General features: G+C 70.5%; 24 protein-coding genes and 2 pseudogenes. 8 read left to right on the top strand and 18 right to left on the bottom strand.

The window, feature by feature from the left end:
• Positions 1–32: 32 nt before the first annotated feature.
• Both O7543_RS26695 and O7543_RS26690 read right to left on the bottom strand, forming a co-directional pair.
• Positions 33–1,646 carry a 3-hydroxyacyl-CoA dehydrogenase gene (locus tag O7543_RS26695; RefSeq protein WP_281551344.1) on the bottom strand — a complete coding sequence of 538 codons (1,614 nt, stop codon included), beginning with the start codon at positions 1,644–1,646 and terminating at the stop codon, positions 33–35.
• Between the two features lie 70 nt (positions 1,647–1,716).
• Positions 1,717–2,259 carry an FHA domain-containing protein gene (locus tag O7543_RS26690; protein ID WP_281551345.1) on the bottom strand — a complete coding sequence of 181 codons (543 nt, stop codon included), beginning with the start codon at positions 2,257–2,259 and terminating at the stop codon, positions 1,717–1,719.
• 327 nt (positions 2,260–2,586) lie between these two features.
• Between O7543_RS26690 and O7543_RS26685 the strand changes: the two genes are divergently transcribed.
• Positions 2,587–4,089: an aldehyde dehydrogenase family protein gene (locus O7543_RS26685; protein ID WP_281551346.1), complete on the top strand. Its 1,503-nt coding sequence runs from the start codon at positions 2,587–2,589 to the stop codon at positions 4,087–4,089.
• A 7-nt stretch (positions 4,090–4,096) separates the two neighbouring features.
• On the opposite strand, the gene O7543_RS26680 is transcribed toward O7543_RS26685, so the two are convergent.
• Entirely contained in the window at positions 4,097–5,491 is a 1,395-nt protein-coding gene (locus O7543_RS26680; RefSeq protein ID WP_281551347.1) for a DUF2786 domain-containing protein, read from the bottom strand.
• Between the two features lie 85 nt (positions 5,492–5,576).
• The gene (gene nucS, locus O7543_RS26675) at positions 5,577–6,233 is read right to left on the bottom strand and encodes an endonuclease NucS (RefSeq protein ID WP_278171154.1); all 657 of its coding nucleotides are present in this window, start codon (positions 6,231–6,233) and stop codon (positions 5,577–5,579) included.
• Between the two features lie 69 nt (positions 6,234–6,302).
• On the opposite strand from nucS, the gene O7543_RS26670 reads away from it, so the two are divergent.
• Entirely contained in the window at positions 6,303–6,920 is a 618-nt protein-coding gene (locus O7543_RS26670) for a DUF4126 domain-containing protein (RefSeq protein WP_281551348.1), read from the top strand.
• Between the two features lie 31 nt (positions 6,921–6,951).
• On the opposite strand, the gene O7543_RS26665 is transcribed toward O7543_RS26670, so the two are convergent.
• From O7543_RS26665 to O7543_RS26645, 5 genes are read right to left on the bottom strand one after another with little or no spacing between them, the layout of a single operon-like run.
• The gene (locus O7543_RS26665) at positions 6,952–7,695 is read right to left on the bottom strand and encodes an ABC transporter permease (protein ID WP_281551349.1); all 744 of its coding nucleotides are present in this window, start codon (positions 7,693–7,695) and stop codon (positions 6,952–6,954) included.
• On the bottom strand, positions 7,692–8,594 hold the full coding sequence (locus tag O7543_RS26660; protein ID WP_281551350.1) for an ABC transporter ATP-binding protein: 903 nt from the start codon (positions 8,592–8,594) through the stop codon (positions 7,692–7,694). The genes O7543_RS26665 and O7543_RS26660 overlap by 4 nt, the downstream gene beginning before the upstream one ends.
• Positions 8,595–8,615: 21 nt before the next feature.
• Complete coding sequence (locus O7543_RS26655) at positions 8,616–9,341, bottom strand: hypothetical protein (RefSeq protein WP_281551351.1); 726 nt, start codon at positions 9,339–9,341, stop codon at positions 8,616–8,618.
• A complete protein-coding gene (locus O7543_RS26650; protein ID WP_281551352.1) occupies positions 9,338–10,231 on the bottom strand; it encodes an ABC transporter ATP-binding protein in 894 nt (297 codons plus the stop codon). The genes O7543_RS26655 and O7543_RS26650 overlap by 4 nt, the downstream gene beginning before the upstream one ends.
• On the bottom strand, positions 10,228–10,596 hold the full coding sequence (locus tag O7543_RS26645) for a GntR family transcriptional regulator (protein ID WP_281551353.1): 369 nt from the start codon (positions 10,594–10,596) through the stop codon (positions 10,228–10,230). The genes O7543_RS26650 and O7543_RS26645 overlap by 4 nt, the downstream gene beginning before the upstream one ends.
• A 144-nt stretch (positions 10,597–10,740) precedes the next feature.
• Here O7543_RS26645 and O7543_RS26640 point away from each other — a divergent pair, with 144 nt between their 5' ends.
• Both O7543_RS26640 and O7543_RS26635 read left to right on the top strand, forming a co-directional pair.
• A complete protein-coding gene (locus tag O7543_RS26640; RefSeq protein ID WP_281551354.1) occupies positions 10,741–11,601 on the top strand; it encodes an ABC transporter ATP-binding protein in 861 nt (286 codons plus the stop codon).
• A gap of 29 nt (positions 11,602–11,630) precedes the next feature.
• On the top strand, positions 11,631–12,473 hold the full coding sequence (locus O7543_RS26635) for an ABC transporter permease (protein WP_281551355.1): 843 nt from the start codon (positions 11,631–11,633) through the stop codon (positions 12,471–12,473).
• Positions 12,474–12,637: 164 nt separating this feature from the next.
• Here O7543_RS26635 and O7543_RS26630 read toward each other — a convergent pair whose 3' ends face one another.
• Together O7543_RS26630 and O7543_RS26625 are read right to left on the bottom strand one after the other, a co-directional pair.
• Complete coding sequence (locus tag O7543_RS26630; protein ID WP_281567282.1) at positions 12,638–13,192, bottom strand: AAA family ATPase; 555 nt, start codon at positions 13,190–13,192, stop codon at positions 12,638–12,640.
• 293 nt (positions 13,193–13,485) lie between these two features.
• On the bottom strand, positions 13,486–13,704 hold the full coding sequence (locus O7543_RS26625; protein ID WP_281551357.1) for a winged helix-turn-helix domain-containing protein: 219 nt from the start codon (positions 13,702–13,704) through the stop codon (positions 13,486–13,488).
• A 354-nt stretch (positions 13,705–14,058) separates the two neighbouring features.
• Between O7543_RS26625 and O7543_RS26620 the strand changes: the two genes are divergently transcribed.
• Positions 14,059–14,463 (top strand): DivIVA domain-containing protein, encoded by a 405-nt coding sequence (locus O7543_RS26620; RefSeq protein WP_281551358.1) that lies wholly within the window; start codon positions 14,059–14,061, stop codon positions 14,461–14,463.
• Complete coding sequence (locus O7543_RS26615; protein WP_281551359.1) at positions 14,460–15,125, top strand: GNAT family N-acetyltransferase; 666 nt, start codon at positions 14,460–14,462, stop codon at positions 15,123–15,125. Before O7543_RS26620 ends, O7543_RS26615 begins: the two co-directional genes overlap by 4 nt.
• A gap of 13 nt (positions 15,126–15,138) precedes the next feature.
• On the opposite strand, the gene O7543_RS26610 is transcribed toward O7543_RS26615, so the two are convergent.
• The 4 genes and pseudogenes from O7543_RS26610 to murA all read right to left on the bottom strand — a co-directional run bounded on the left by O7543_RS26610 (position 15,139) and on the right by murA (position 19,283).
• On the bottom strand, positions 15,139–15,426 hold the full coding sequence (locus O7543_RS26610; RefSeq protein WP_281551360.1) for a type II toxin-antitoxin system RelE/ParE family toxin: 288 nt from the start codon (positions 15,424–15,426) through the stop codon (positions 15,139–15,141).
• A 153-nt stretch (positions 15,427–15,579) separates the two neighbouring features.
• Positions 15,580–16,651, bottom strand: a pseudogene (locus O7543_RS26605) (IS110 family transposase).
• A gap of 226 nt (positions 16,652–16,877) precedes the next feature.
• On the bottom strand, positions 16,878–17,726 hold the full coding sequence (locus O7543_RS26600) for a 3-hydroxyacyl-CoA dehydrogenase family protein (RefSeq protein ID WP_281551361.1): 849 nt from the start codon (positions 17,724–17,726) through the stop codon (positions 16,878–16,880).
• Between the two features lie 123 nt (positions 17,727–17,849).
• Positions 17,850–19,283, bottom strand: a complete 1,434-nt coding sequence (gene murA / locus O7543_RS26595; RefSeq protein WP_281551362.1) for a UDP-N-acetylglucosamine 1-carboxyvinyltransferase — start codon at positions 19,281–19,283, stop codon at positions 17,850–17,852.
• On the opposite strand from murA, the gene O7543_RS26590 reads away from it, so the two are divergent.
• Both O7543_RS26590 and O7543_RS30255 read left to right on the top strand, forming a co-directional pair.
• Positions 19,282–19,854 (top strand): cob(I)yrinic acid a,c-diamide adenosyltransferase, encoded by a 573-nt coding sequence (locus tag O7543_RS26590; RefSeq protein ID WP_281555687.1) that lies wholly within the window; start codon positions 19,282–19,284, stop codon positions 19,852–19,854. The two genes, murA and O7543_RS26590, sit on opposite strands and share 2 nt — an antisense overlap.
• A gap of 25 nt (positions 19,855–19,879) precedes the next feature.
• A pseudogene (locus tag O7543_RS30255) lies at positions 19,880–20,050 on the top strand (glyoxalase); the annotation flags it as partial.
• A 60-nt stretch (positions 20,051–20,110) separates the two neighbouring features.
• On the opposite strand, the gene O7543_RS26585 reads toward O7543_RS30255, so the two are convergent.
• The 3 genes from O7543_RS26585 to O7543_RS26575 all read right to left on the bottom strand — a co-directional run bounded on the left by O7543_RS26585 (position 20,111) and on the right by O7543_RS26575 (position 22,041).
• Entirely contained in the window at positions 20,111–20,548 is a 438-nt protein-coding gene (locus O7543_RS26585; protein ID WP_278171179.1) for a DUF2550 domain-containing protein, read from the bottom strand.
• Positions 20,549–20,561: 13 nt separating this feature from the next.
• Positions 20,562–20,852 carry a F0F1 ATP synthase subunit epsilon gene (locus tag O7543_RS26580; RefSeq protein ID WP_123603387.1) on the bottom strand — a complete coding sequence of 97 codons (291 nt, stop codon included), beginning with the start codon at positions 20,850–20,852 and terminating at the stop codon, positions 20,562–20,564.
• An 85-nt stretch (positions 20,853–20,937) separates the two neighbouring features.
• Positions 20,938–22,041 carry an LCP family protein gene (locus tag O7543_RS26575; protein ID WP_281551363.1) on the bottom strand — a complete coding sequence of 368 codons (1,104 nt, stop codon included), beginning with the start codon at positions 22,039–22,041 and terminating at the stop codon, positions 20,938–20,940.
• Positions 22,042–22,165: the final 124 nt, after the last annotated feature.

The raw sequence follows: 22,165 nt of genomic DNA, 5'->3' as shown, positions 1-22,165 counted from the left end.
CGCAAGGGTACGTCGCCGCTGTGGCGCCCTGCTCAGCCGGCGTGGTCGCGGAAACCGCCCCCGGTGCGCCGGCCGAGCCGACCGGCGGTCACCAGGTTGCGCAGCAGCGGGGCGGGTGCCAGCCCGGGCTCGGGCAGCTCCCGGTGGATGGCGGTCTGGACGGCCAGCGCCACGTCCAGGCCGACGGTGTCGAGCAGCTCGAACGGCCCGGCGGGATAGCCACAGCCGAGTTTCATCGCCGCGTCGATGTCGTCCGCCGTCGAATAGTTGCTCTCCAGCATCCGGACCGCGTCGTTGAGGTACGGCACCAGCAACGCGTCGGCGATGAAGCCGGCGCGGTCGCCGCAGGTCACCGCGGTCCTACCGAGTGCCGCGCAGAGTTGGTGCGCGGCCCGCACCGCGCTCGGCGAGGTCCGGACGGTACGCACCACCTCGACCAGGCGGGCCCGCGCCGCCGTACCGCCAACGAAGTGCAGTCCGACCACGTCGGCCGGCCGGCCGGTGGCCATCGCCACGTCGATCACCGGTGCCGTCGACGGGCCGACCACCACCACCAGGTCGACGGCGGCCAGGTCACGCACGGCCTGGTGGTGGTGGTCGGCCGCCGGGACGCCACCGGGGTCGGCCACCGCGACGACGTCGACTCCGGCGGCGGTGAGGACGTCCGCGACGTCGGTCGCGGCGCTGCCCGACCCGACCACCCCGACCGTACGGGGTGCCGGCTCAGCGGCCTCAGCGCCGGCCACCGGGCTGAGGTCGTCCGGGGCGAGCCGCGACGAGCCCGGTGCCTGGTAGGTGTAGAACCCCCGGCCGGACTTGCGGCCGAGCAGCCCGGCGGTGACCATCTGCCGCAGCAGCGGCGCGGCCGCGTGCCGGCGGTCGTGGCCACCACGCTGGTACATCGTCTCCAGCACCTGGTAGGCGGTGTCCAGGCCGATCAGGTCGAGCAGCGTCAACGGGCCCATCGGCAGGCCGTGGCCCTGCTGCATGGCCGCGTCGATGTCCTCCCGGCTGGCGTACCCGGCCTCGTACATCCCGACCGCCTGGTTGAGGTACCCGAACAACAGCGCGTTGGCGATGAAGCCGGCGCGGTCGGTGACGCTCACCCCGACCTTGCCGAGCCGGGCGCAGAGCGACTGGACGTCGCGGGCCACCTCCGGCGCGGTCACCACGGTGCTGATCACCTCGACCAACCGCATCACCGGTGCCGGGTTGAAGAAGTGCAGCCCGATCACCTGGCCGGGACGTTCGGTGGCGACAGCGATCTCGGTGACGCTCAACGACGAGGTGTTGGTCGCCAGGACGGCCCCCGGTGGGCACACCCGATCGAGCTCGGCCAGCAGGCGTCGCTTGAGATCGAGCCGCTCCGGGACCGCCTCGACGGCAAGGTCGACGTCGCGGAGTGCGTCGAGTCCGACCGCGAAGGTCACCCGGGCGTGCAGTGCGTCCCGGTCGGCCGGATCGAGTTTGCCGCGGGCGACGGCCCGGTCGGTGGACGCCGTCAGGTTGACCCGGCCCTTGTCCAGCGCCGCCCCGTCCACCTCGACGGCGACCACGTCGACGCCGTTGCGGGCGAAGACCTCGACAATCCCGGCACCCATCGTGCCGAGCCCCACCACTCCCACGGTGTTGAACTCGCGCGCCATCTGGTCTCCGTCCGTCACCTGCGTCGGCCCCGATGCATGGCGAGTCTGCCACGAGCCGCCGCGCCGCCGCTCAGGAGAGCACCACGACCAGCCAGGTCAACCAGCCGACCAGGAAGATCCCCGCCAGCCCGGCCATCAGCAACGTGCTGGGCCGGCGTCGGGGGCGCATCGGCTGGGTGGGCTCGCCGAGCGCGGTGTGCAGCGGCGAACCCGGCCCGGTGGTCGGGCGCACCGGTGCGCCGGGCAGCGCCGCCGTGGCCGGTCGGGGGATCCGGGTGCCGACCGGGTCGGTGAGCGCCGAGGCCGGGTCGTAGAACCGCAGTTCCACGCCACCGATCCGGATCCGGTCCCCGTCGCGCAGCTCGGTCGGCTGCCGGATACGCAGGTCGTTGACCCAGGTGCCGTTCGTCGACTCCTGGTCGGTCAGCACCGTACGGCCGCCACCGGCGGTTAGCACCGCGTGGCACCGGCTGACCTTGATGTCGTCGATGGTGATGTCCAGGCCGGCGTCCCGACCGATCACCCGTTCCCCGGGGGACAGCCGGTAGCTGGCCCCCGGAGTCGGGCCGGTTATCACCTGAAGGAGAGGTAGCAGCGACTGGTGTTCGGACATCAGCTGGTGAAGTGCCTTCCCCCCTCGACAGCGACGCACGTCGCGCCACCCGTTGCAGCCTGCCAGCTCGCGCCGACCCGGGACATGGTCCCTTGTCCGGTGTTGGCCGCCGGCCGGGTCAGGTCCGCGCCACCGATTCGACGGTGGTCCGCGACAACCGGACACCCGCCCTGACGCCAGGTGGCCGAGGCTGTCATTGCATAGCCAAGAATCGAAGTCTCGCTACCCGCGAGTACCCTTTACGGCTAACCTCGGACAATACTGCGCGGCGGGCAGGCGGAGCGATCCGGGGCCGGTGCGCAGCCGCAGCTGGTGGAGGAGGCCAAGGTGACGGTGGTACGGAACCCAAGCCTGCCGGTGGTCGACGACGGGCACCTTCTCTCCTGCCACCCGGCGACCGGTGCGCAGGTGGGCCGGGTCCCGATCGCCGACCGCGATCAGGTCGCGGCGGCGGTGGCGGCGGCCCGGACCGCCGCCGACTGGTGGGTCGGAATCGGCCACGCGCAACGCCGCCGCCGGCTGCTGCGCTGGCGGTCGCTGCTCGCCACCCGGATCACCGAACTCGCCGATCTGGTCAACCGGGAGTGTGGCAAACCGGTGGCCGAGGCGGTCGTCGAGATCGCCGCCGCGATCGAACACATCGACTGGGCGGCCCAGCACGCCAGGCGGGTGCTCGGGGTCCGGCGGACCCGCACCCGGCTGATCACCGCCGAGTTCAGCGGTCACCTGGAGTACCAACCGCTCGGAGTGATCGGGGTGATCGGCGCGTGGAACTACCCGGTGCTCATTCCGATCGGCCCGATCGCGTACGCGCTGGCCGCCGGCAACACGGTGGTCTTCAAACCCAGCGAGTACACCCCGGTGACCGGACAGTGGCTGGTCGACACGCTCACCGAGGCGGTCGGCGCGGAGTCGGTCCTGACGGCCGTACACGGGCTTGGCGACGTCGGCGACGCGTTGTGCCGGTCCGGCGTGGACAAGCTCTCGTTCACCGGCTCACCACGGACCGGCCGCCTGGTCATGGCGGCCTGCGCCGAGACACTCACCCCGGTGGTGATCGAGGCCGGCGGCAAGGACGCGATGATCGTCGACGACGACGCCGACATCGACGCGGCGGCGGAGGCCTGCGTCTGGGGAGCGATGACCAACGCCGGGCAGAGCTGTATCGGCATCGAGCGGGTGTACGCGCTGGCCCCGGTGTACGACGCGTTCGTCACCGCGGTGGTGGACCGGGCCGGCCGGCTGACTGTCGGTAGCGGGCCGAAGGACCAGGTCGGGCCGATCGCCGTGCCCGGCCAGCTCGACGTCATCCGACGGCACATCGAGGACTCGCTGGCCGCCGGTGGGCGGGCGGTGCTCGGCGGTGCCGCAGCGGTACAGCCGCCGTACGTGCATCCGACCGTACTGGTCGACGTGCCGCCCGACTGCGCCGCCGTCCGGGAGGAGACCTTCGGACCGACCGTCACGATCCACCGGGTCGAGACCATCGACGAGGCGATCACGGCGGCCAACGACACCCGCTACGGGCTGGGCGGCGCGGTCTTCGGCAAGCGGCGGGGGATCGCCGTCGCCCGCCGGATTCGCAGTGGAATGGTGTCGATCAACTCGGTGCTCACCTTCGTCGGGTTCAGTGAGCTGCCGTTCGGCGGAGTCGGCGAATCGGGTTTCGGCCGGGTGCACGGTGAAGACGGGCTGCGGGAGTTTACCCGGTCCAAGGCGATCACCCGCCGCAGGGCACCGTCGCTGCTGCCGACGATGACGTTCGAGCGGACCCCGACCGACGTGGCCCGCATCGTCAAGGTGATCAAGCTGCGGTACGGCCGCGACTGATCGCGGGTCAGCCGGCGATCGGCTGGTGCGCGCCGAGGCTGGCCTGGTCGGCGGCGGTGGTGCCGGCGATCCACCCGGCCCGGTTGTGACCGGCGATCGACCGGCTGGTCACCGTCGGGAAGAGCCGCTCGGTGGCCCGGTCCACCTGCTCGTCGCGGGCCGCCAGCACCGGCACCAGCGCGGTGCCGGTCCGCGCGGCCGCCTCTCGACCGACGTCGTCGGCGGCGGTACGCAACCGCTGCCCGATCCGCACCGCGTACGCCTCCAGGAAGGACTGGCGGAACGACCGGGTGGTCGACTGCCCGCCCCGGCCACGCTGCGGGCCGTTGCGCAGCATCGCCGCGGTGGCCTGTACCAGCAGCGAGGTGTGCAGCAACTCAACCGACTCGCAGTCGGCGGCGAACCCGACGACGGTGGCGAAGCCGAGATTGTTGGACCACACCGACCGGCAGCCGTTCGCCTCGGCGACCTGCTGCAGCAGCAACGCCTTGGCCTGCTCGTACGGTGCTTCCAGACCGATCCGGACGGCCACCGGGTCGACCTGTGGCCCGCCGGCACCGGTCTGCTGCGCGACGAGCAGCGCATGGTCGATGCGGTGCCGGGTCATCAGCTCCTGGGCCTTGGCCGACAGCGCTTCGGCCTCCTCCGCGAATTCGGTCGACTCGGCCTTGGCCAGCAGCGCCCGGATCCGGCCGAGCTGACGCTCGTCCACATCGTCCGTCCCGGCCGCCCCGGAGGGTGCGGCGGGGGTCGGCCGCCGACGCTGCTGCGTCCCGTCGTCACCGGGGCGGACCGTGCCGGGCAGCGGGGCCACCAGCTCCAGTCTCGGCAGGCCGATCAGCAGCCCGGCCACTCGCACCGCGAGCAGCACGGCAGCGGTCCGGTCCAGCTTGACTCCGGCCGCCCAGGCGGTCAGCCGGTGGTCGGGCCGAGCAGCACCCCACACGTCGAGGTCGAGATCACGCAGCTGGCGGTGCCAGCGGTCGGCGACCGTCGCCGGCGCGTACCCGCGCAGCTGCGCCGCGACGTACCCGGCGGTCAGGCTCACCGCCCGCTTGCCGAGCTCGCGGCCGGCCACCCGCAGCACGTCGGCCGGCATCCAGCCGTGGCCCCACAGCCCGGCGGCCACCTGCCGCAACGCCTCGTCTACCGCCTGGTCCACCAGCCGGCCGTCGGCTGCGACCAGCGCGGCCACGCACTCGTCGAGGTCGTCCGGTCGGTCGGCCGTCGCCATTCGGGCCGCCCGGCGCAGCAGCTCGTCGACCCGCTGCGCCTCGGTCGGTGGCTGGTAGAAACCGAACCCGTCGGGGTACGCCGCGCCGGCGGCCTGCGCCCGTTGGCGTTGCCGCTGCTCCCTGGCTTTCTTCTTGGCGGCTCGACGTTGCTGGTTGCGCACACCCATCGGGGAACTCCAGAAGCTCGGTGTCGGAGCTGGTCAAAGTTCGGTGCTGGTCCGAAGGTTGCTGCTGGTCGAAAGTTGACGGTGGTCAGAACAGGGTGAGCTCGTCCCGCTCGATGCCCCGCAACTTGTCGTAGTCGACCACCACGCACCGGATGCCGCGGTCTTCGGCCAGCACCCGGGCCTGCGGTTTGATTTCCTGTGCCGCGAAGATGCCGGTCACCGGCGCCAGCAGTGGGTCTCGGTTGAGCAGTTCGAGGTAGCGGGTCAGCTGCTCGACACCGTCGATCTCGCCCCGACGCTTCACCTCGACCGCGACGCTCGCCGCGCCGTCGCGACAGAGCAGGTCCACCGGGCCGATCGCCGTCATGTACTCCCGCCGCACCAGGGTGAAATCGTCACCGAAGGTGGTCGGGTTGGCGGCGAGCAGTTCCTGGAGATGCGCCTCCACCCCGTCCTTGCGCAGACCGGGGTCGACACCCAGGTCGTACGACATCTCCTGGAGAATCTCCTCCAGGGTGATCCGCAGCTCCTCGCCGGCCTTGTTGACCACCCGCCACATGCCCGGCGTCTCCTCCAGCCGGCACGGCGGGCTCATCCAGTTCAGCGGCTTGTACGCCCGATCGTCGGCGTGAATCGAGACCGATCCGTCCGCTTTGACCATCAACAGCCGGGTGGCCGGCGGCAGATGCGCCGAGAGTCGACCGACATAGTCCACCGAGCATCGAGCAATCACCAGCCGCACCCGACGAGGGTAGCGCCAGCGGTGCCCTCGTACCGCGCAGGGCTGGCGCGGCGGTGCGATCCTGGTGACGTGTTCGAACTGCTGACCGGGACCGGGCTGGCCTCATCCGCGGGGCTCAACGCCTACATCCCGCTGCTGACCGTCGGCGTGCTCGCCCGCTACACCAGCCTGATCACGCTGCCGGACGGCTGGCAGTGGATGTCCGACGAATGGGTGCTGGGCATCCTCGCCGTCCTGCTGGTTGTCGAGGTCGTCGCCGACAAGGTGCCGGTCGTCGACCACGTCAACGACGTGGTGCAGACGGTCGTCCGGCCGACCGCCGGCGGGCTGGCGTTCGGAGCGGGGTCGGCGTCGGAGACGGTGACGGTCAGCGACCCCGGAGGGTTCTTCTCCTCGGACCAGTGGGTTCCGGTGCTGGTCGGCGTGCTGATCGCGCTCGGCATACATCTACTCAAGGCGACCGCCCGACCGGTGATCAACACCGCCACCGCCGGGATCGGCGCGCCGGTGGCGAGCACTGCCGAGGACGCGACCAGCGTGGTGATGTCGGTCGTCGCGATCCTGCTGCCCGTCCTGGTGCTGGTCTTCCTGGTGGCATTGCTGATCGGCGGGCCGCTGCTGATCCGCCGGGCCCGGCAGCGCCGCCGGGATCGGCAGGCGGCCCGGGCCGCCGGATACCGGGTCTGACCGGACATCCCGGGCCGCGCATCGCATCGCCTCACCGCCAGCGGAACAAGCGGGCCGCCAGGGCACCGACCACCGCCAGGTAGCCGACCATCACCAGCAGGTGCAGCGGACGAACCGCCTGCCCGGCCCAGCTGGCCTGCAAGGCCTGGCTCAGTGCGCCGAGCGGGGTGAGGTCGCTCAACCGGCGGATCGTCTCGGGCACCATCGGCCCCGGGGTCCACACCCCGGCGAAGAACAACATCGGGAAGTAGACCAGCATGCCGATGGCGTTCGCCGCCCGCCCGGTCGACGCCAGCGCCGCGATCAGCAACCCGACCGTGAAGGTGGCCGCCCCGCCCAGCAGGAACACACCGAGGAAGCTAACCGGATGCTCGGGCAGCGGCACCCGGAACGTGACCGCCGCCGCGGCGACGGCCAGACCGACCGCGAGCGTCGTCGCGGCCACCGAGACCAGCAGCTGGGCACCGAGCAGCTTCGCCGGGCGTACCGGGGTGGTGGCCGTCCGGCGCAGCACCCCGCGTTCCCGGTACCCGGCCACGGTCGTGGGCAGGGTGGTGATCGCGACGGTGGCGACCGCCATCGCGACCACCACCGGCAGATAGATGTCGATCGGCCGCAGCCCGGCGAGCTCCGCCACCGGGGTACGGAAACCTGGCATCACCCCACCCAGCACGACGACCAGCAGCATCGGGAAGGCCAGCGACATCACGATCGCCGCCGGGTCCCGCAGGAACAGTTTGGCCTCCATCACGGTGAGCCGGCGCAGCGCGGTCACCGGTCACCTCCGGTGAGGGCGAGGAACGCGTCGTCCAACGTCGCCTGCTGCAGGCGCAGCTCGCGCGGCGTGACGCCGTGCCGGGACAGCGCCGCCGCGACGGCGAGGAACAGCTCCGCACCGCCGTCGACAACGACCTCACGACCTTCGATGGTCACGGCGGTAACCTGCGGCAGCTCGGCCAGCAGGGCGAGGTCGAGCGGTCGGTCCGGGACGAACCGGATCCGCTGCCCGCTGTCGACGCTGGCGGCCAGCCCGGCCGGGGTGTCGAGGGCGACCACCCGGCCGGCGTCGATCACCGCGACCCGGTCGCAGAGCCGCTCCGCCTCCTCCATCAGGTGCGTGACCAGCACCAAAGTGACGCCCCGGTTGCGGACCGATTCGACAAGTCCCCAGGTGTCCCGGCGGGCCGCCGGGTCCAGCCCGGTGGTCAACTCGTCGAGGAACGCCACCTTCGGGTCGCCGACCAGGGCCAGGGCGACGGACAGGCGCTGCTTCTGCCCGCCGGAGAGCTGGCCGAAGCGGGCGTCGTGCCGAGCGGACAGGCCGAGCAGGTCGAGCAGCTCCCGCCAGTCGGCCGGCTGCCGGTAGAAGGAGCTGTAGAGCTCCAGCGCCTCCCACACCTTGATCCGCTCCGGCAGCTGGCTCTCCTGCAGCTGCGCCCCGAGACGCTGGCGCAGCCGCGCACCGTCGCGCTGCGGGTCCAGGCCGAGCACCCGTACGGTGCCCCGGTCCGGTCGGCGCAGCCCGAGCGCGCACTCCACAGTGGTGGTCTTGCCGGCACCGTTGCGGCCGAGAATCCCGAAAATCTCCCCCTCATCGACGGTGAACGACACGTCGTCCACCGCGACCAGGTCGCCGTACCGCTTGTGCAGATGCTCGATCTCGATGACGGACATGGCGTCGCTCCTCAGCTCTCCTCAGCCGGAGATCTTCTTCAGTGGCAGCCGGCGGACCAGCAGCCAGGTGACGGCACCGGCGACCAGCAGGGTCAGCAGCGCGATCGCCGTTCCGGTGCCAGCGTGTGCCTCGTCGTCAAGGCCGAGCATCCGGGCGAGGCCGAACCCGGTCCATTCGGTACGGAAGCCGATCTCGACGACGAACGCCGGCAGCAGCACCACTGGCAGCAGCAACGTCCCCCACCAGGGATTGAGCAGGTGGTAGACGATCGCGGTCAGTACCCCGGCCGCCATGTAGCCCAGGTTGACCAGGCTGTACTCCAGCCAGATCGCGGCGGCGTCGCCTGCCGAACCGACCAGGTACGGCTCGGTGAGCCCGTCGAGCAGCCCGAAGACGTCGAGGGTCAGGTATTCGAGGCCGAAGCCGAGCGTCGTCAGGGTGGAGAAACCGAGGGCGTACGGCACGAGGAAGCCCCAGGAGCCGATCAGCGCGTCCCGCCGGGTGACGCCGTGGGCGACGAACATCGGCAGGTAGGTGCCGACGGCGATGATGCCGAACACGAAGGTGAACCAACGCGGTGCCTGCAGGCCCATGTTCTGCCACATGCTCGCTTCGACCGTGCCGAACCGGGCGATCAGGCCGACGACCACGGCCCAGACCAGGTAGATGATCGTCCAGTACCACCCGGCCAGCGGCAGCGACCGGCGCAGCAGCGTACGGGTGACCTTCCAGGCGGTGGCGTTCATCGCCGGGCCTCCTTGTCCGTGGTGTCCGCCGTGAGGTGTACGAACAGGTCCTGCAGCCCGATCGGGCCGAGCTCCAGGCCGGCGGCGCGGGCGGCGGCCCGGTCGCCGTCGTCGACGGCCCCGAAGACGGTGGTGGACCGGGTGCCGCCGAGCTGCTGGCTGCCGAGCACGGTGCGTCCGGTGACGAACGCGTCGACGGCGGCGGCCGGGCCGGTCACTGCCGTCCCCCGGGCCCGCAGCGTCTCGGTCTCCTCGTGGGCGACCAGCCGACCCCGGTGCAGCACCACCACCTCCTCGAACAGCGACCCGACCTCCTCGATCAGGTGGGTGGAGAGCACAATGGTGCGCGGGTGCGCGAGGTAGTCGTTGAGCACTTCCTCGTAGAAGGCGTACCGGCTGGGTGCGTCGAGGCCGAGGTAGGCCTCGTCGAAGATGGTCAGCGGTGCCCGGGCGGCCAGCCCGAGGGTGACGCTGAGCGCCGACTTCATGCCCCGGCTCAGCCCGTTGAGCCGCTTGCGCATCGGCAGGTCGAACCGCTCGACCAGGCGGGCGGCGTAGTCGGCGTCCCAGTTCGGACGCAGTGTCGCGGCGAGGTCCAGGATGCAGCCGACCCGGTCGGTGTCCTGGGCGTCGACCCGGTCCCGGACGAACGTGATCTGCGACATGATCGCCGCGTTCTCAAACGGGTCGGCGCCGCCGATGCGCGCCGTGCCGCTGGTGGCGGCCCGGAAGGCGGACAGTACGGCGAGCAGGCTGGTCTTGCCGGAGCCGTTGCGGCCGAGCAGTCCGTAGATCTTGCCCGGGACGAGAGTGAGGTCGAGCGAGTCGACGGCGACGGTGTCGCCGTAGCGGACGGTGAGATTGCGGGTCTCGATGCCCAGGCCGGTCACTGGTGTTCCCCTCCTGCTGCGTGTTGAATGCGGGCGACGACCTCGGTCAACGGGATGCCGATGATCCGGGCCTCGGTGACCATCGGGTCGACAACCTCGGTGAAGAACCGGTCGCGGCGCTGGCCGCGCAGCGTCTCGCGGGCGTTGGGGCTGACGAACATGCCGATGCCCCGCTTCTTGAACAGCACGCCCTCGTCGATGAGCTGGTGGAAGCCCTTGGCGGCGGTGGCGGGGTTGATCCGGTAGTAGCTGGCGTACTGGTTGGTGGACATGACCTGCTCGCCCTCCTGCAGCGCCCCGCTCAGGATGTCGTTTTTGATCTTGTCGGCTATCTGCTGATAGATCGGACTTCGATCATCGAACACGGGAGCACCTCTGGTTCACTGGTTCGTTACTCGTGTAATGAACCGTAGCACCGAGGAACCAGACCGGTCCAGCCCGTCAGCGGTGTCCGTCACCACCACGACACCCCAGCGCGGACGCTCGCCCGGCAGGGGGATAGTGGGGCCATGAGCGACGAGGCGGCGGACCAGCCGGCCATCGAGGTACGCGGGCTGCGCAAGGCGTACGCCGGGATCCCGGCGGTGGACGGGGTCGACCTGACCGTGCGGCGCGGCGAGGTGTTCGCCCTGCTCGGCCCGAACGGCGCCGGCAAGACCACCACCGTCGAGATCCTGGAGGGCTACCGGCGCCGCGACGCCGGCGAGGTGCGGGTGCTCGGCGTCGACCCCGACCCGGGTACGCCGCAGTGGCGCTCCCGGATCGGCATCGTGCTGCAGGGCACCGGCGAGTTCGACGAGTTGACCGTCGCCGAGGTCGTCGGCCACTTCGCCGCCTTCTACCCGGCACCGGACGACCCGGCGGCGGTGATCGACCGGGTCGGCCTGGCCGGCAAGACGAAGGCCCGCACCCACACGCTGTCCGGTGGGCAGAAGCGTCGCCTCGACGTGGCGCTCGGCATCGTCGGCCGACCGGAACTGCTCTTCCTCGACGAGCCGACCACCGGCTTCGACCCGGAGGCGCGCCGTGAATTCTGGGAACTGATCCGGTCACTCGCCGGCGCCGGCACCACCATCCTGCTGACCACCCACTACCTGGACGAGGCGGAGGCCCTCGCCGATCGGGTCGGCGTGATCGCCGCCGGCCGGCTCGTCGAGGTCGCCGCCCCGGCCGAACTGGGCGGCCGGCGGGACGCCCTGGCCACCGTCTCCTGGCGTACCGCCGACGGGACGGCGCGTCGCGAGGAGAGCGCCACGCCGACGAAGCTGGTCGCCGAGCTGGCCGCGCGCTTCGACGGTGAGGTGCCCGGTCTGACCGTCACCCGGCCCACCCTGGAAGACGTCTACCTGCGGATGATTGGACACAAGTGAACGCGACCACCGGCGGCACAGCCGGCGCTGTGACCTCTCCAGCGGCCGGCGCCCCCGGCGCCTCGGCGGCCGTCACCCGGGTCGGGCCGGCGCGGTTGGGGCTGCGGCAGGGCAAGTTGGAGATCCGGCAGTTCATGCGCAGCCGCGAGTCGGTCGTCTTCACGATGGCCTTCCCGGTCATCATGATCCTGATCTTCGCGTCGATCTTCACCGGCGAGATCACCGACGGCGTACGGTTCACCCAGTACTTCATCACCGGCATGATCGCCACCGGACTGATGACCGTCGGCTTCCAGAGCCTGGCCATCCAGATCCCGATCGAGCGGGACCGGGGTGTGCTCAAGCGGCTGCGCGGCACCCCGATGCCGAAATGGGTCTACTTCGCCGGCAAGGTCATCATGGTGGCGGTGATCGGCTTCGCCGAAACGGTGCTCCTGCTGGCGGTCGCGACGCTGCTGTTCGACCTGCAACTGCCGGACACGGCGGTCAAATGGTTCACCCTGGGCTGGGTGTCGGTGCTCGGCATCACCGCCTGCACGCTGTGCGGCATCGCCTTCTCGTCGCTGGCGCGCAGCGGTCGCAGCGCCTCGGCGGTGGCCACCCCGGTGTCACTGGTGCTGCAGTTCACTTCCGGCGTCTTCTTCGTCTTCACCGCGCTGCCCGGCTGGATGCAGCAGATCGCCGCGCTGTTTCCGCTCAAGTGGATGTGCCAGGGGCTGCGCTCGGTCTTCCTGCCGGAGGCTTTCGGCACGCAGGAGCCGGGCGGCTCGTTCGAGCTGGGCATGGTCGCGCTGGTGCTGGCCATCTGGTGCGTCATCGGCCTGGTGCTCTGCCTGACCACGTTCCGCTGGACCACCAAACGCGACGGCTGACTCCCTCTGGGCCCGAGGTGCTCGCCCAAGGCTTGATGCCTCAGGTGCATCTTGATGCACCTGAGGCATCAAGCTCAACCGGTACCCACCAACCCCGCGAGGCGACACGACCGCCGACACCTGGCCGTGGTCGAGGACCACGACGGAATGGGACCACGGTCGGCTCACCGTCCGGCGTTCACGAAAGCGACGATCTCGTCGAGCCCAGGACGGTAGCCGTCGTTGGTGTCCACTTCGATCTCGGGTACGTCGAGTCGGACGGGCTGGAAGCCGTGGTGGCCGACGGTATGGGTCTGATGGTCACCGAGGTACGTATCGGCGTGGGCGCGCCGGGTTGCGTTTTCGTCCTGCCGCCGCTGGACGCGGTCGAAGGCCGTCTGCGCGGCGACCCGGCAGTGCACCACCCGGATGTCGGCGATTCCGATCAACGGCTGCAGGCCCGGCCGCCACAGGCGGTCCTGGAAAGCCGCCTCGGTGACCGTGGTGACCCCAGCGGTCAGCAGCAGTCGCAGCACGTTGAAGAAGGTGGGCAGGGTTCGAAGGGTCAGCTCGTCGCTCGGTGCGGCGATGATGCCGCCGGCAGTGTGGACCATGCCCTCCTTGATCTCGTCGCGGCAGATCGCCGGGCAGCCGATCCGCCGGGCAAGCAGGTGGGCAAGCGTCGTCTTGCCAGCCCCGGGTGGTCCGCTGATGACGACAAGGGTCGGCTTTGTTTCCACCACGTCGTTATAGCGCGGCGGCCGGTGCACGGGCAGGGACGGCCCTGAGTAGTCGGCCCTGAGTAGTCATAGTCATCTACGGCCAGAAATATCCCCGCCAACTGGCCACCAGCGAAGACCGAACTGGCCACCGACACACCGCCGGCTGACGCGGATGATCATCCGCGCCCTGCCGAACGCTATCGAGGTGAGGCCTACGCACGTAATTTTCGCGTTTTAACGTGCGTAGGCCTCACCTGATCATGAACTACGGCCGCCCGAGCCACCCCTGTCCGCCCAACGCCGACACGCAGTCACTTTGGTTCGGCCACGAACACGCCGACTCCTTCGAGGGTCTCGGTCAGCCCGGTGGCACGGAGGATCATCATCGCCTTGCCGACGACGGTGTCCGAGACGTCGTACTCGCGGCAGAGCTGTGAGCGGCTGGGCAGCTTTGTGCCCGGTGGCCACTCGCCAGACTCAATCTTCGCTCGTAGCTCGTCGGCAAGAACTTGGTACTGCTGCTTGGGCATACACACTCCCCGGATGGCATGCCCATTTGATCACGCTTCTACCTCCGACCTCAACCAGTTGCACGTTGCTCGTTGACCTACAACCGGTGGCGATTGTAGGTTGATGGCGAACGCCCCCGGATGGCTCTTGGGGCGGTCACCTCCGGTCGGGGCGTGTAGCGAGTCACGCCGTTGGGCGTCCCGGCCCCGAAGGTTCGCCCTGGTCGCCGTACCGCCGAGGAGGGCTGCGGTGATCGGGGTGGGGGTGGCCCCGCCGGCATCGGCAAGCGGCAGGGCCACCCCGTCCACCCACCAACAACACCCAGATGAGCGGAACCACCAGCGGCAGCAGCGAGCAATGGGGAGGAACACGAGATGCGTGAACTGTGGCGCCGGTGGCAGGTCCGCCGGCAACGACGCACCATGGCCGCCACACCACCGGCCGCCTGGCCCGCCGGCAGCGCCACCGGCGTCTACCGGACACCCGGCAGCCCCGCCGGCCACAATCAGCGCGGGTCGGCGTACCGGCCGATCCGGCCCTGGCAGGTCCGCAGCCACCGCTTCCCGACGGTCCCCCGGCGCGGCGGCGGCCGAGGCCTGGACCCCAGCGAGGTCGCCGCGTTCCTCGACCGCGTCGCCCACGATCTTGGCGTCGTGTACGCCGAGCTCGAACGCACCTGGGAGCAGAACGACCGGATCAAGGACGCGCTGCGCCGCTGGCAGTCCGCGCAGGCGACGCCCACCCGGCACGGCGTCTACCAGGCCGGCGCGCGCCGGTGACCGGGTCGACGCCGGTCGCCGGCAGCGGTGGCGGTCCGGCGCTGACCGTACGGACCGCCACCGCCGCCGACGTCGAGCCCCTGGCAGAGTTGCTGGCACAGGCGTGCGTACTGGACCCGGTTGTGTCCTGGCTGATCAGCGACCACGCGTTGCGGTACCTGACGATGCACCGGTTCTTCACCGCCGAGCTGGAGTTCGCCGTACGGCACGGCATCGTCGACGTGGTCGGGCACTGCGACGGCGTGGCGATCTGGTACCCGCACCCGGCAGACCGGCTCCTGGCGGCGGAACATCAGCGGCGCCGGTTGCGGGCCTGCGGTGACCGGCACGGCCCGTACGCGCACTACACCTTCACCGCCGGCCGCCTGGAACCGACCGGCCGACACCACCATCTGGCGTTCCTGGCGGCGGCACCCTGGCTACGCCGCCAGGGAATCGGGTCGACGCTGCTCGCCGCGCATCATGCCCGGCTGGACCGGATCAGCATGCCGGCGGTGGTCGAGGCGAGCAGCCAGCGGCAGCGGGCGTTCCACGAACGCCACGGCTACCGCGTCGTACGGGTGGCGCACCTGCCGGCCGGCGGGCCGCCGCTGTGGGCCATGCGCCGCTCCGGCGACCCGGTCGACCAACCACCCCTGGCGGCGGCGCTGCGCGTCGGCTGAGCCGGTGCGACTGCTACGGACGGTAGACATCCGCTCGGTGGTCGATGCGGGTGACATGCACTGTCCGGTTGTCCTCGTCGATTCGGTAGACCACCCGGTAAGGGCCGCGCCGTGCCGAGTGATAGCCGGTCAGCTCGCGGGTCAACGGCTTGCCGACCACGTACGGCCTTTCCAGTAGCAGGCCGGTCAGGAACTGACCGACGGCCATCGCGACGGCCAGCGGCAGGCCGACAGGTGGTCCCTCGGTCAGGGCTCGCCGGGCAGCGGGCGCTACGGAGAGTCGGCACGCCTCGTCGCTCACTGCTGTTCGCGCTCCGCGCGGTCAGCAAGCTGGCGCAGTAGTTCGTCAGCGTCGACGCCGTGGCCAGCGGCGCGCGGGCCTTCACCCCCGGCCTGAAGGCCGGAGCACTGGCCCGCATTCCGGTAGCTGGCGTCGAGGATGCTCCTATAGATGTCAAGCTGCTAGTTCAAGATCTTTTGAGGTGATGAGCTGGTAAAGCTCGCGCGCGACGTAGCGCTTGAGGCAGCGGATGATCTCTTTCTTGGACAGGCCTTCCTTGATGCGCTGCTCGGCGTAGGCGCGGGTGCGCGGATCCCAGCGCAGCCGCACGAGTACGACGCGGTAGAGGGCGGCGTTGGCCTGTCGGTCGCCGCCGCGGTTGAGTCGGTGGCGGTTGGTCCTGCCGGACGAGGCGGGGATCGGGGCGACACCGCAGAGCATGGCGAACCCGGCCTCGGAGGTGAGCCGGTCGTGGTTCTCGCCGGCGGTGACGAGCAGCTGACCGGCGACGTCGGGGCCGACGCCGTGGGCGGCGAGCAGGCCAGGGTTGATGGCGGCGACGAGCGGTTCGAGTAGTTCGTCGAGTTCGGTGATCTCGGCGGACAGTTGCTGGTGGCGGCGGGCGAGCGAGCGCAGGGCGATCGTGGCTGCGGTGGCCGGAGCTGCGGCGTCGGCCGGGTCGAGCTGCAGGCTGGCGCAGGTGGCGATCAGCTGCTTGACGGCCAGGCCGCGCAGTTGGGCGCGTAGCTGGTCGGGGGCGGTAACGATCAGTGCCTTGATCTGGCGTTGGGTGTCGGCGCGCTGGTCGACGGGCGCTGCGGCGGGCCACCCGCAGGTTGCGCAGGGCTTCGACGCGGCCGTCGCGCTGCTTGGGGGTGCCGGTACGTTCGCCGGCCAGGGCGGCCTTGGCCGCTTGGATGGCGTCGATCGGGTCGGACTTGCCCTGGAAGCGGCGGGTTTTACGGTCAGGGCGGTCGACCTCGACCAGCTCAACCTGCTCGTCGCGGAGTCTGCGAGCGAGTCCGGCCCCGTAGGCGCCGGTGCCTTCGACCCCGACCCGCAGCAGACGGCCGAACCCGCGCATCCAGGTCAGCAGGGCGGTGTAGCCGGCCGTCGTGGCCGGGAACTGCTGGGTGCCAAGAACCCGTCCGACCAGGTCGATCACAGCGGCCGTGTGAGTGTCCTGGTGGGTATCGACTCCACCGACGACCTCGACCGCGGCGTTATCAGGTGTAATAGAGGGCATCGTCGTCCTGTCGTTCGTGACTGGGGGCAGGGCGGCACGCACCAGCCGGGCAACGCGGACAAGACAGAGATGGGGCCTCTGGCCAGGCTCCTATTAGGTCACAACGCCACGTCCGGTGAGTGCATGAGCACCTCCCGACCGAGGCCGACAAATCCCGTTAAGGACCCGAAGTCAGTCAGTAGGCGGGTCAGACCTCGACGGGAGGTGCTCATGAACATCATCTCTGTCAGTAGGTGTAGAAGCCCTGGCCGGTCTTGCGGCCCAGGTCGCCGGCGGTGACCATGCGCTGCAGCAGCTCCGGCGGGAAGAACTTCTCGTCGGCGGTGTCGGCGTAGATGTTCTTCGCCGCGTGCAGCAACACGTCCGCGCCGGTCAGGTCGGTAGTGGCCAGCGGCCCCATCGCGTGACCGAAGCCCAGCTTGCAGGCGGTGTCGAGATCCTCGGCGGAGACCACGCCGGACTCGACGAGCTTGACCGCCTCGACGACCAGCGCGGCGATCAGCCGGGTGGTGACGAAGCCGGCGATGTCCCGGTTGACCACCACGCAGGTCTTGCCGATCTCCTCGGCGAACGCCTTCGCGGTGGCCAGCGTCGCGTCCGAGGTCTTGTAGCCGCGGACCAGCTCGCACAGTTTCATCATCGGCACCGGGGAGAAGAAGTGGGTACCGACCACCGATTCGGGGCGTCCGGTGACCGCGGCGATCTGGGTCACCGGGATCGCCGACGTGTTGGTCGCCAGCACCGCGTCCGCCTTGCAGATCTTGTCGAGTGCCCGGAACACCTCGTGCTTGATCTCGATGCGCTCGAAGACGGCCTCGACGACGACATCAGCGTCGGCCGCCGCCTCCAGCTCGGTGGTGGTGGTGATCCGACCCATCGTCGACTCGACGTCGGCGGCGCTGATCACGCCCTTGCCAGCGAACTTGTCCAGGGACTGGCGGATGCCGGCGACGCCCCGGGAGGTCGCCGCGTCGTCCAGGTCGCGCAGGATGACCCGCCAGCCCGCCTGGGCGGCAACCTGGGCGATGCCCGAGCCCATCAACCCCGCGCCGATCACTGCCAGCTGACCTGCCATCTCTTCATCTCCTCGTCCACGCGCCTCGACCGGATGTGCCAGCTGGCAGCTTATCCGGCGCACCTGAACGATCGCTAACCCGGTAGGGGCGGTCAGCCGCTGGCCGTACGGCACACCCAGCGGTCAGCCGGCCGGTGCCCCGGACAGCCGCTGCACCTGGACGCCGAGCGAGCACAGGTCGGCCACATAGTTCGGGTAGCCCCGGTCGATGTGGTGCACGTCGGCGATCTCGGTGACCCCTTCGGCGCAGAGCCCGGCGATCACCAGCCCGGCTCCGGCCCGGATGTCGGTCGCCCGTACCCGGCCGCCGACCAGCCGTTCCCGGCCGCGTACCACCGCGTGATGGCCGTCGGTCCTGATGTCCGCGCCCAGCCGCAGCAGTTCGTCGACGAACTGGAACCGGCCGTCGAAGATGTTCTCGGTGACCAGTGACGCGCCCTCGCTGACCGAGGCCAGGCCGATCGCCATCGGCAGCAGGTCGGTGGCGAAGCCGGGGAACGGCAGGGTGACCACGTCCACCGCCCTCGGCCGACGTTCCATCCGTACCCGGAAACCGTCGCCGGTGGTGTCGACGGTGGCCCCGGAGGCCGCCACCTTGTCGAGGGCGACCGCCAGGAACGACGGGTCGACGCCGCGTACCGTGACGTCGCCGCGGGTCATCGCGGCGGCGAACGCCCAGGTGCCGGCGACGATCCGGTCGCCGATGGTGGAGTGGCGGACCGGCCGCAGCTCCGGCACACCCTCGATCCGCAGGGTGGCGGTGCCGGCACCGTCGATCTGGGCGCCCATCTCGGTGAGCATCGCGCAGATGTCGACGATCTCCGGCTCGCGGGCCGCGTTGTCGATCTCGGTGATCCCATCGGCCAGCACCGCCGCCATCACCAGGTTCTCGGTGGCGCCGACGCTCGGAAAGTCCAACCAGATCGTCGCGCCGTGCAGGCCCCGCGCGGCCGAGGCGACGACCAGGCCGTCGGCGGCGGAGATCTCGGCACCCATCCGGGCCAGGCCGGCCACGTGCATGTCGAGCCCGCGCGAGCCGATCGCGTCGCCGCCCGGTTGGGCGACGGTGACGCGTCCGCACCGGGCCAGCAGCGGGCCGAGTACGCAGATCGACGCCCGCAGCCGGCGGACCAGATCGACGTCGGGCTGACAGCTGGGCGCCGGCGGCACGTCGATGATCACCGTGTCGGCGCGTGGCGAGCCGGCAACCGGCCGCAAACCAGCAGCCGACCGCGAGCCGGCGACCAACGACGGTCCGGCAACCGACAGCTGGTCGGACTCGCTCATGGTGACTTCGCAGCCGAGTCCGCGCAGCACGTCGGCCATGATGGCGATGTCGGTGATCCGCGGCACGTTGCCGATCACCGTCCGGCCCGGTGCCAGCAACGCCGCCGCCATCAGTTTCAACGCCGAGTTCTTCGCGCCCTCCACCGGCACCGTCCCGGCGAGCCGACTACCGCCGCCGACCCGGATGACGTCTCCGGACGCGGCCGGCAGCAGAGCTGGCTCGACGGTGGCGCTGCCGGCGCGGCTGAGAATCCGTACCCTGTCGCTCATGGCCGTCCACCTCACCCGCATCTACACCAAGGCCGGGGACACCGGCACGACCAGGTTGAGCAACAACGAACAGGTCGCCAAGACCGACCCGCGCATCTGCGCGTATGCCGATGTCGACGAATGCAATGCCGCGCTCGGTGTCGCCCTCGCGCTCGGTGATCTCGACGAGACGCTGCGCGGGCTGCTCAGGCAGATCCAGAACGACCTGTTCGACGTCGGCGCCGACCTGGCCACCCCGGTCGAGCCGGAGCCGGCGTACCCGCCGCTGCGGGTGACCGAGGCGTACGTGACCCGGCTTGAGGGCTGGTGCGACGAGCACAACTCACGGCTGGCCAAGCTTGACTCCTTCGTCCTGCCAGGCGGTACCCCCGGTGCCGCGCTGCTCCACGTGGCCCGCACCGTCGCCCGGCGGGCCGAGCGTTCGGCATGGGCGCTGATCACCCACGAACCGGAACGAACTAGTGCTCTCCCGGCAAAGTATCTCAATCGTCTCTCGGATCTGCTGTTCATCCTGTCCAGAACCGCAAACCCGGACGGCGACGTGCTGTGGAAACCGGGCGGCGGGCGCTGATCTCGACAAGATCGCGAATCAGCTGATGGCCGGACTGCACCACGTGGAGCTGTGGGTACCCGATCTGTCCGGGGCTGAACCGGGCTGGTCCTGGCTGCTGGGTGAACTCGGCTGGCAGCCGTACCAGCACTGGCCGGCCGGCCGCTCCTGGCGGTACGGCACGACGTACCTGGTGTTGGAGGAGTCCCCAGCGCTCACCACCCGGCGGCGCCGGCCACGGGTGGTCGCTGCTGTTCGCCGGATGCGCCTTGAGAGGTCAGGCGGCGAGGCTGCGCGAACTCCCGCCCGGCAGGCTCGCCTCGAGCCAGGAGCTGAAGCCGGTGACCGTCGACTCCGCCATGGCGATCTCGACCGGCGCGTGGTGGCTGGTGCACCGCAGGATCACCCAGTCGTGCGGCAACGCGAGCCGCTCCTGCCCTCGTGGGCTGCGCCGGCTCTCCACGGCCAGGCCGTGCCGGGACAGCACACGTTTGGGTCGCAGCGCGAAACTGAACATCCGGTACCAGCGCAGCTCATCACCGGCGAACCGGCCGAATCCGGACGACCAGCCACGGCCGTCAACCATGGTGGAGACCCGGAAGCTCAACTTGATGGTGCCGCGCACCCGGACGACCAGCGCCCGCCGGACGAACAGCACCAGGATCGCGGCGAGCAGGATCAGTACGCCGATCCCGAACCATTGGATGGTCGACATCGACGCAGCCCGCTCAGTGTCCGGATGCGGTAGCGGGGGCGGCCGGAGTGGCTTCCTCCGCGAGAATCGTCACTCCGTTGGTGGTCACCGAGAGGAACCCGCCGGCGACATCGTAAGCGAGCTGCTCCCGCCCCGGCAGCGTGATCCGTACCTGGCCGGGCTCGGCGAGCTGGCCGAGCATCGGGGCGTGGCCGGGCAGTACGCCGAGCTCGCCCTCGGTGGTGCGGGCGATCACCATCTCTGCCTCACCGGACCAGACCATCTCCTCGACGGCGACGAGTTCGACGTGCAGTTGCTTGGCCAACGCGGACTCCTTTGATGGCGAGGACCACCCGAGTTTAATCGGGGCGATGCGCGGACTCCCAGCCGGGTGCCCGCCCGGCCACCCGTTACTTTTCGCGATTGACCAGTTCAGGACGGGTCAACACGAACTGGTCGAGAGCGCCGGCCCGCAACGCGGCGAGGCATTCATCGGCGTCGTCGGTGAACCGCTCCCCCTGATACCCGCCGCCCGGGTCGGTGACAGCAACGCCCGGCAGGTCCAGCATGACGATGCCGTCGGCACGCAGTTGGCGCAGCGCCAACGCGAAGTCGACCAGCGACCGGCCCCGGGTGCCCACCACCACCGCCTCACCGGCGGCCTCCAGCACTGCGGTCAACCGACCCGGCTCGGTGATCAGGTCCCGGCTGATCACTTGCTCGGCCAACGCCCGGACCAGCTGCCGTTGGTGCCGCTGCCGGCCGTAGTCGCCGTCCGGCAGGCTGTCCCGCTGCCGGACGTAGTCCAACGCCTGCCAGCCGTTGAGCCGCTGTTCCCCCTGCTTGTACTCGGCCTGCGGTCCGACGTACCCGGGGCCGTCGGGATTGCCCGGCCGCGGCCGGCCGTCCGGTTGGCGGTGCGCCGAGCGCACATCGACGTCGATGGTCATCCGTACCCCGCCGACCGCGTCGACCAGGCGTTCCAGGCCGGCGAAGTTGACGATCACACCGGCGTCGAACCGGTCGATCCCGGTGCGGGCCGAGACCGTCGCCGCGAGCAGTTGGAAACCGGTCACCGGGTCCGGGTGCTCGGCACCGGGCACCCGGCTGCCGTACGCCATCGCGGCGTTGATCCGGTCGACGCCGCCCGGATGGCCGCTGATACCGAACGCCGGGACGTCCACCAGCAGGTCCCGGGGCAGCGAGATCAGGTACGCCCGGGACAGCCCGCTCGGCACGTGCACCAGCAGCACGGTGTCCGCTCGGGGCACCTTCTCCGGCTGGTCGGTCGGCCGGTCGATGCCGGCCACCAGCAGGTTGACCGGGCCGGTGAGCCGGTCGTCCGGGCCGGTGTCCACACCGGTGCCGACGCCGACGTCGCCGAACAGGTCCGCAGTGGGTACGGCGGCCGCGTACCGGTCGGCGACGGTGCGGCTGAGCACCACCACGGCCCCACCGGCGAGAAGCAGACCGACGAGTACGGCGAGCAACGCCAGCCGTTCCGGCCGGCTCATCCTCGCTGGGCGTGCCCGGGTCCGATCCGGTTGCATCATGCTCCGCCCCCCGTCCGCCGCAGAGCCGGTCGGGTACCCCGGCCGGCTGCCGGCAAACGCGGGCCACAGGTGAGCGTCGGGTGAA

The organism is Solwaraspora sp. WMMA2080 (genome assembly GCF_027497395.1).
Taxonomy (GTDB): domain Bacteria; phylum Actinomycetota; class Actinomycetes; order Mycobacteriales; family Micromonosporaceae; genus Micromonospora_E.
This window is presented reverse-complemented; position numbering and strand designations above follow the sequence as displayed.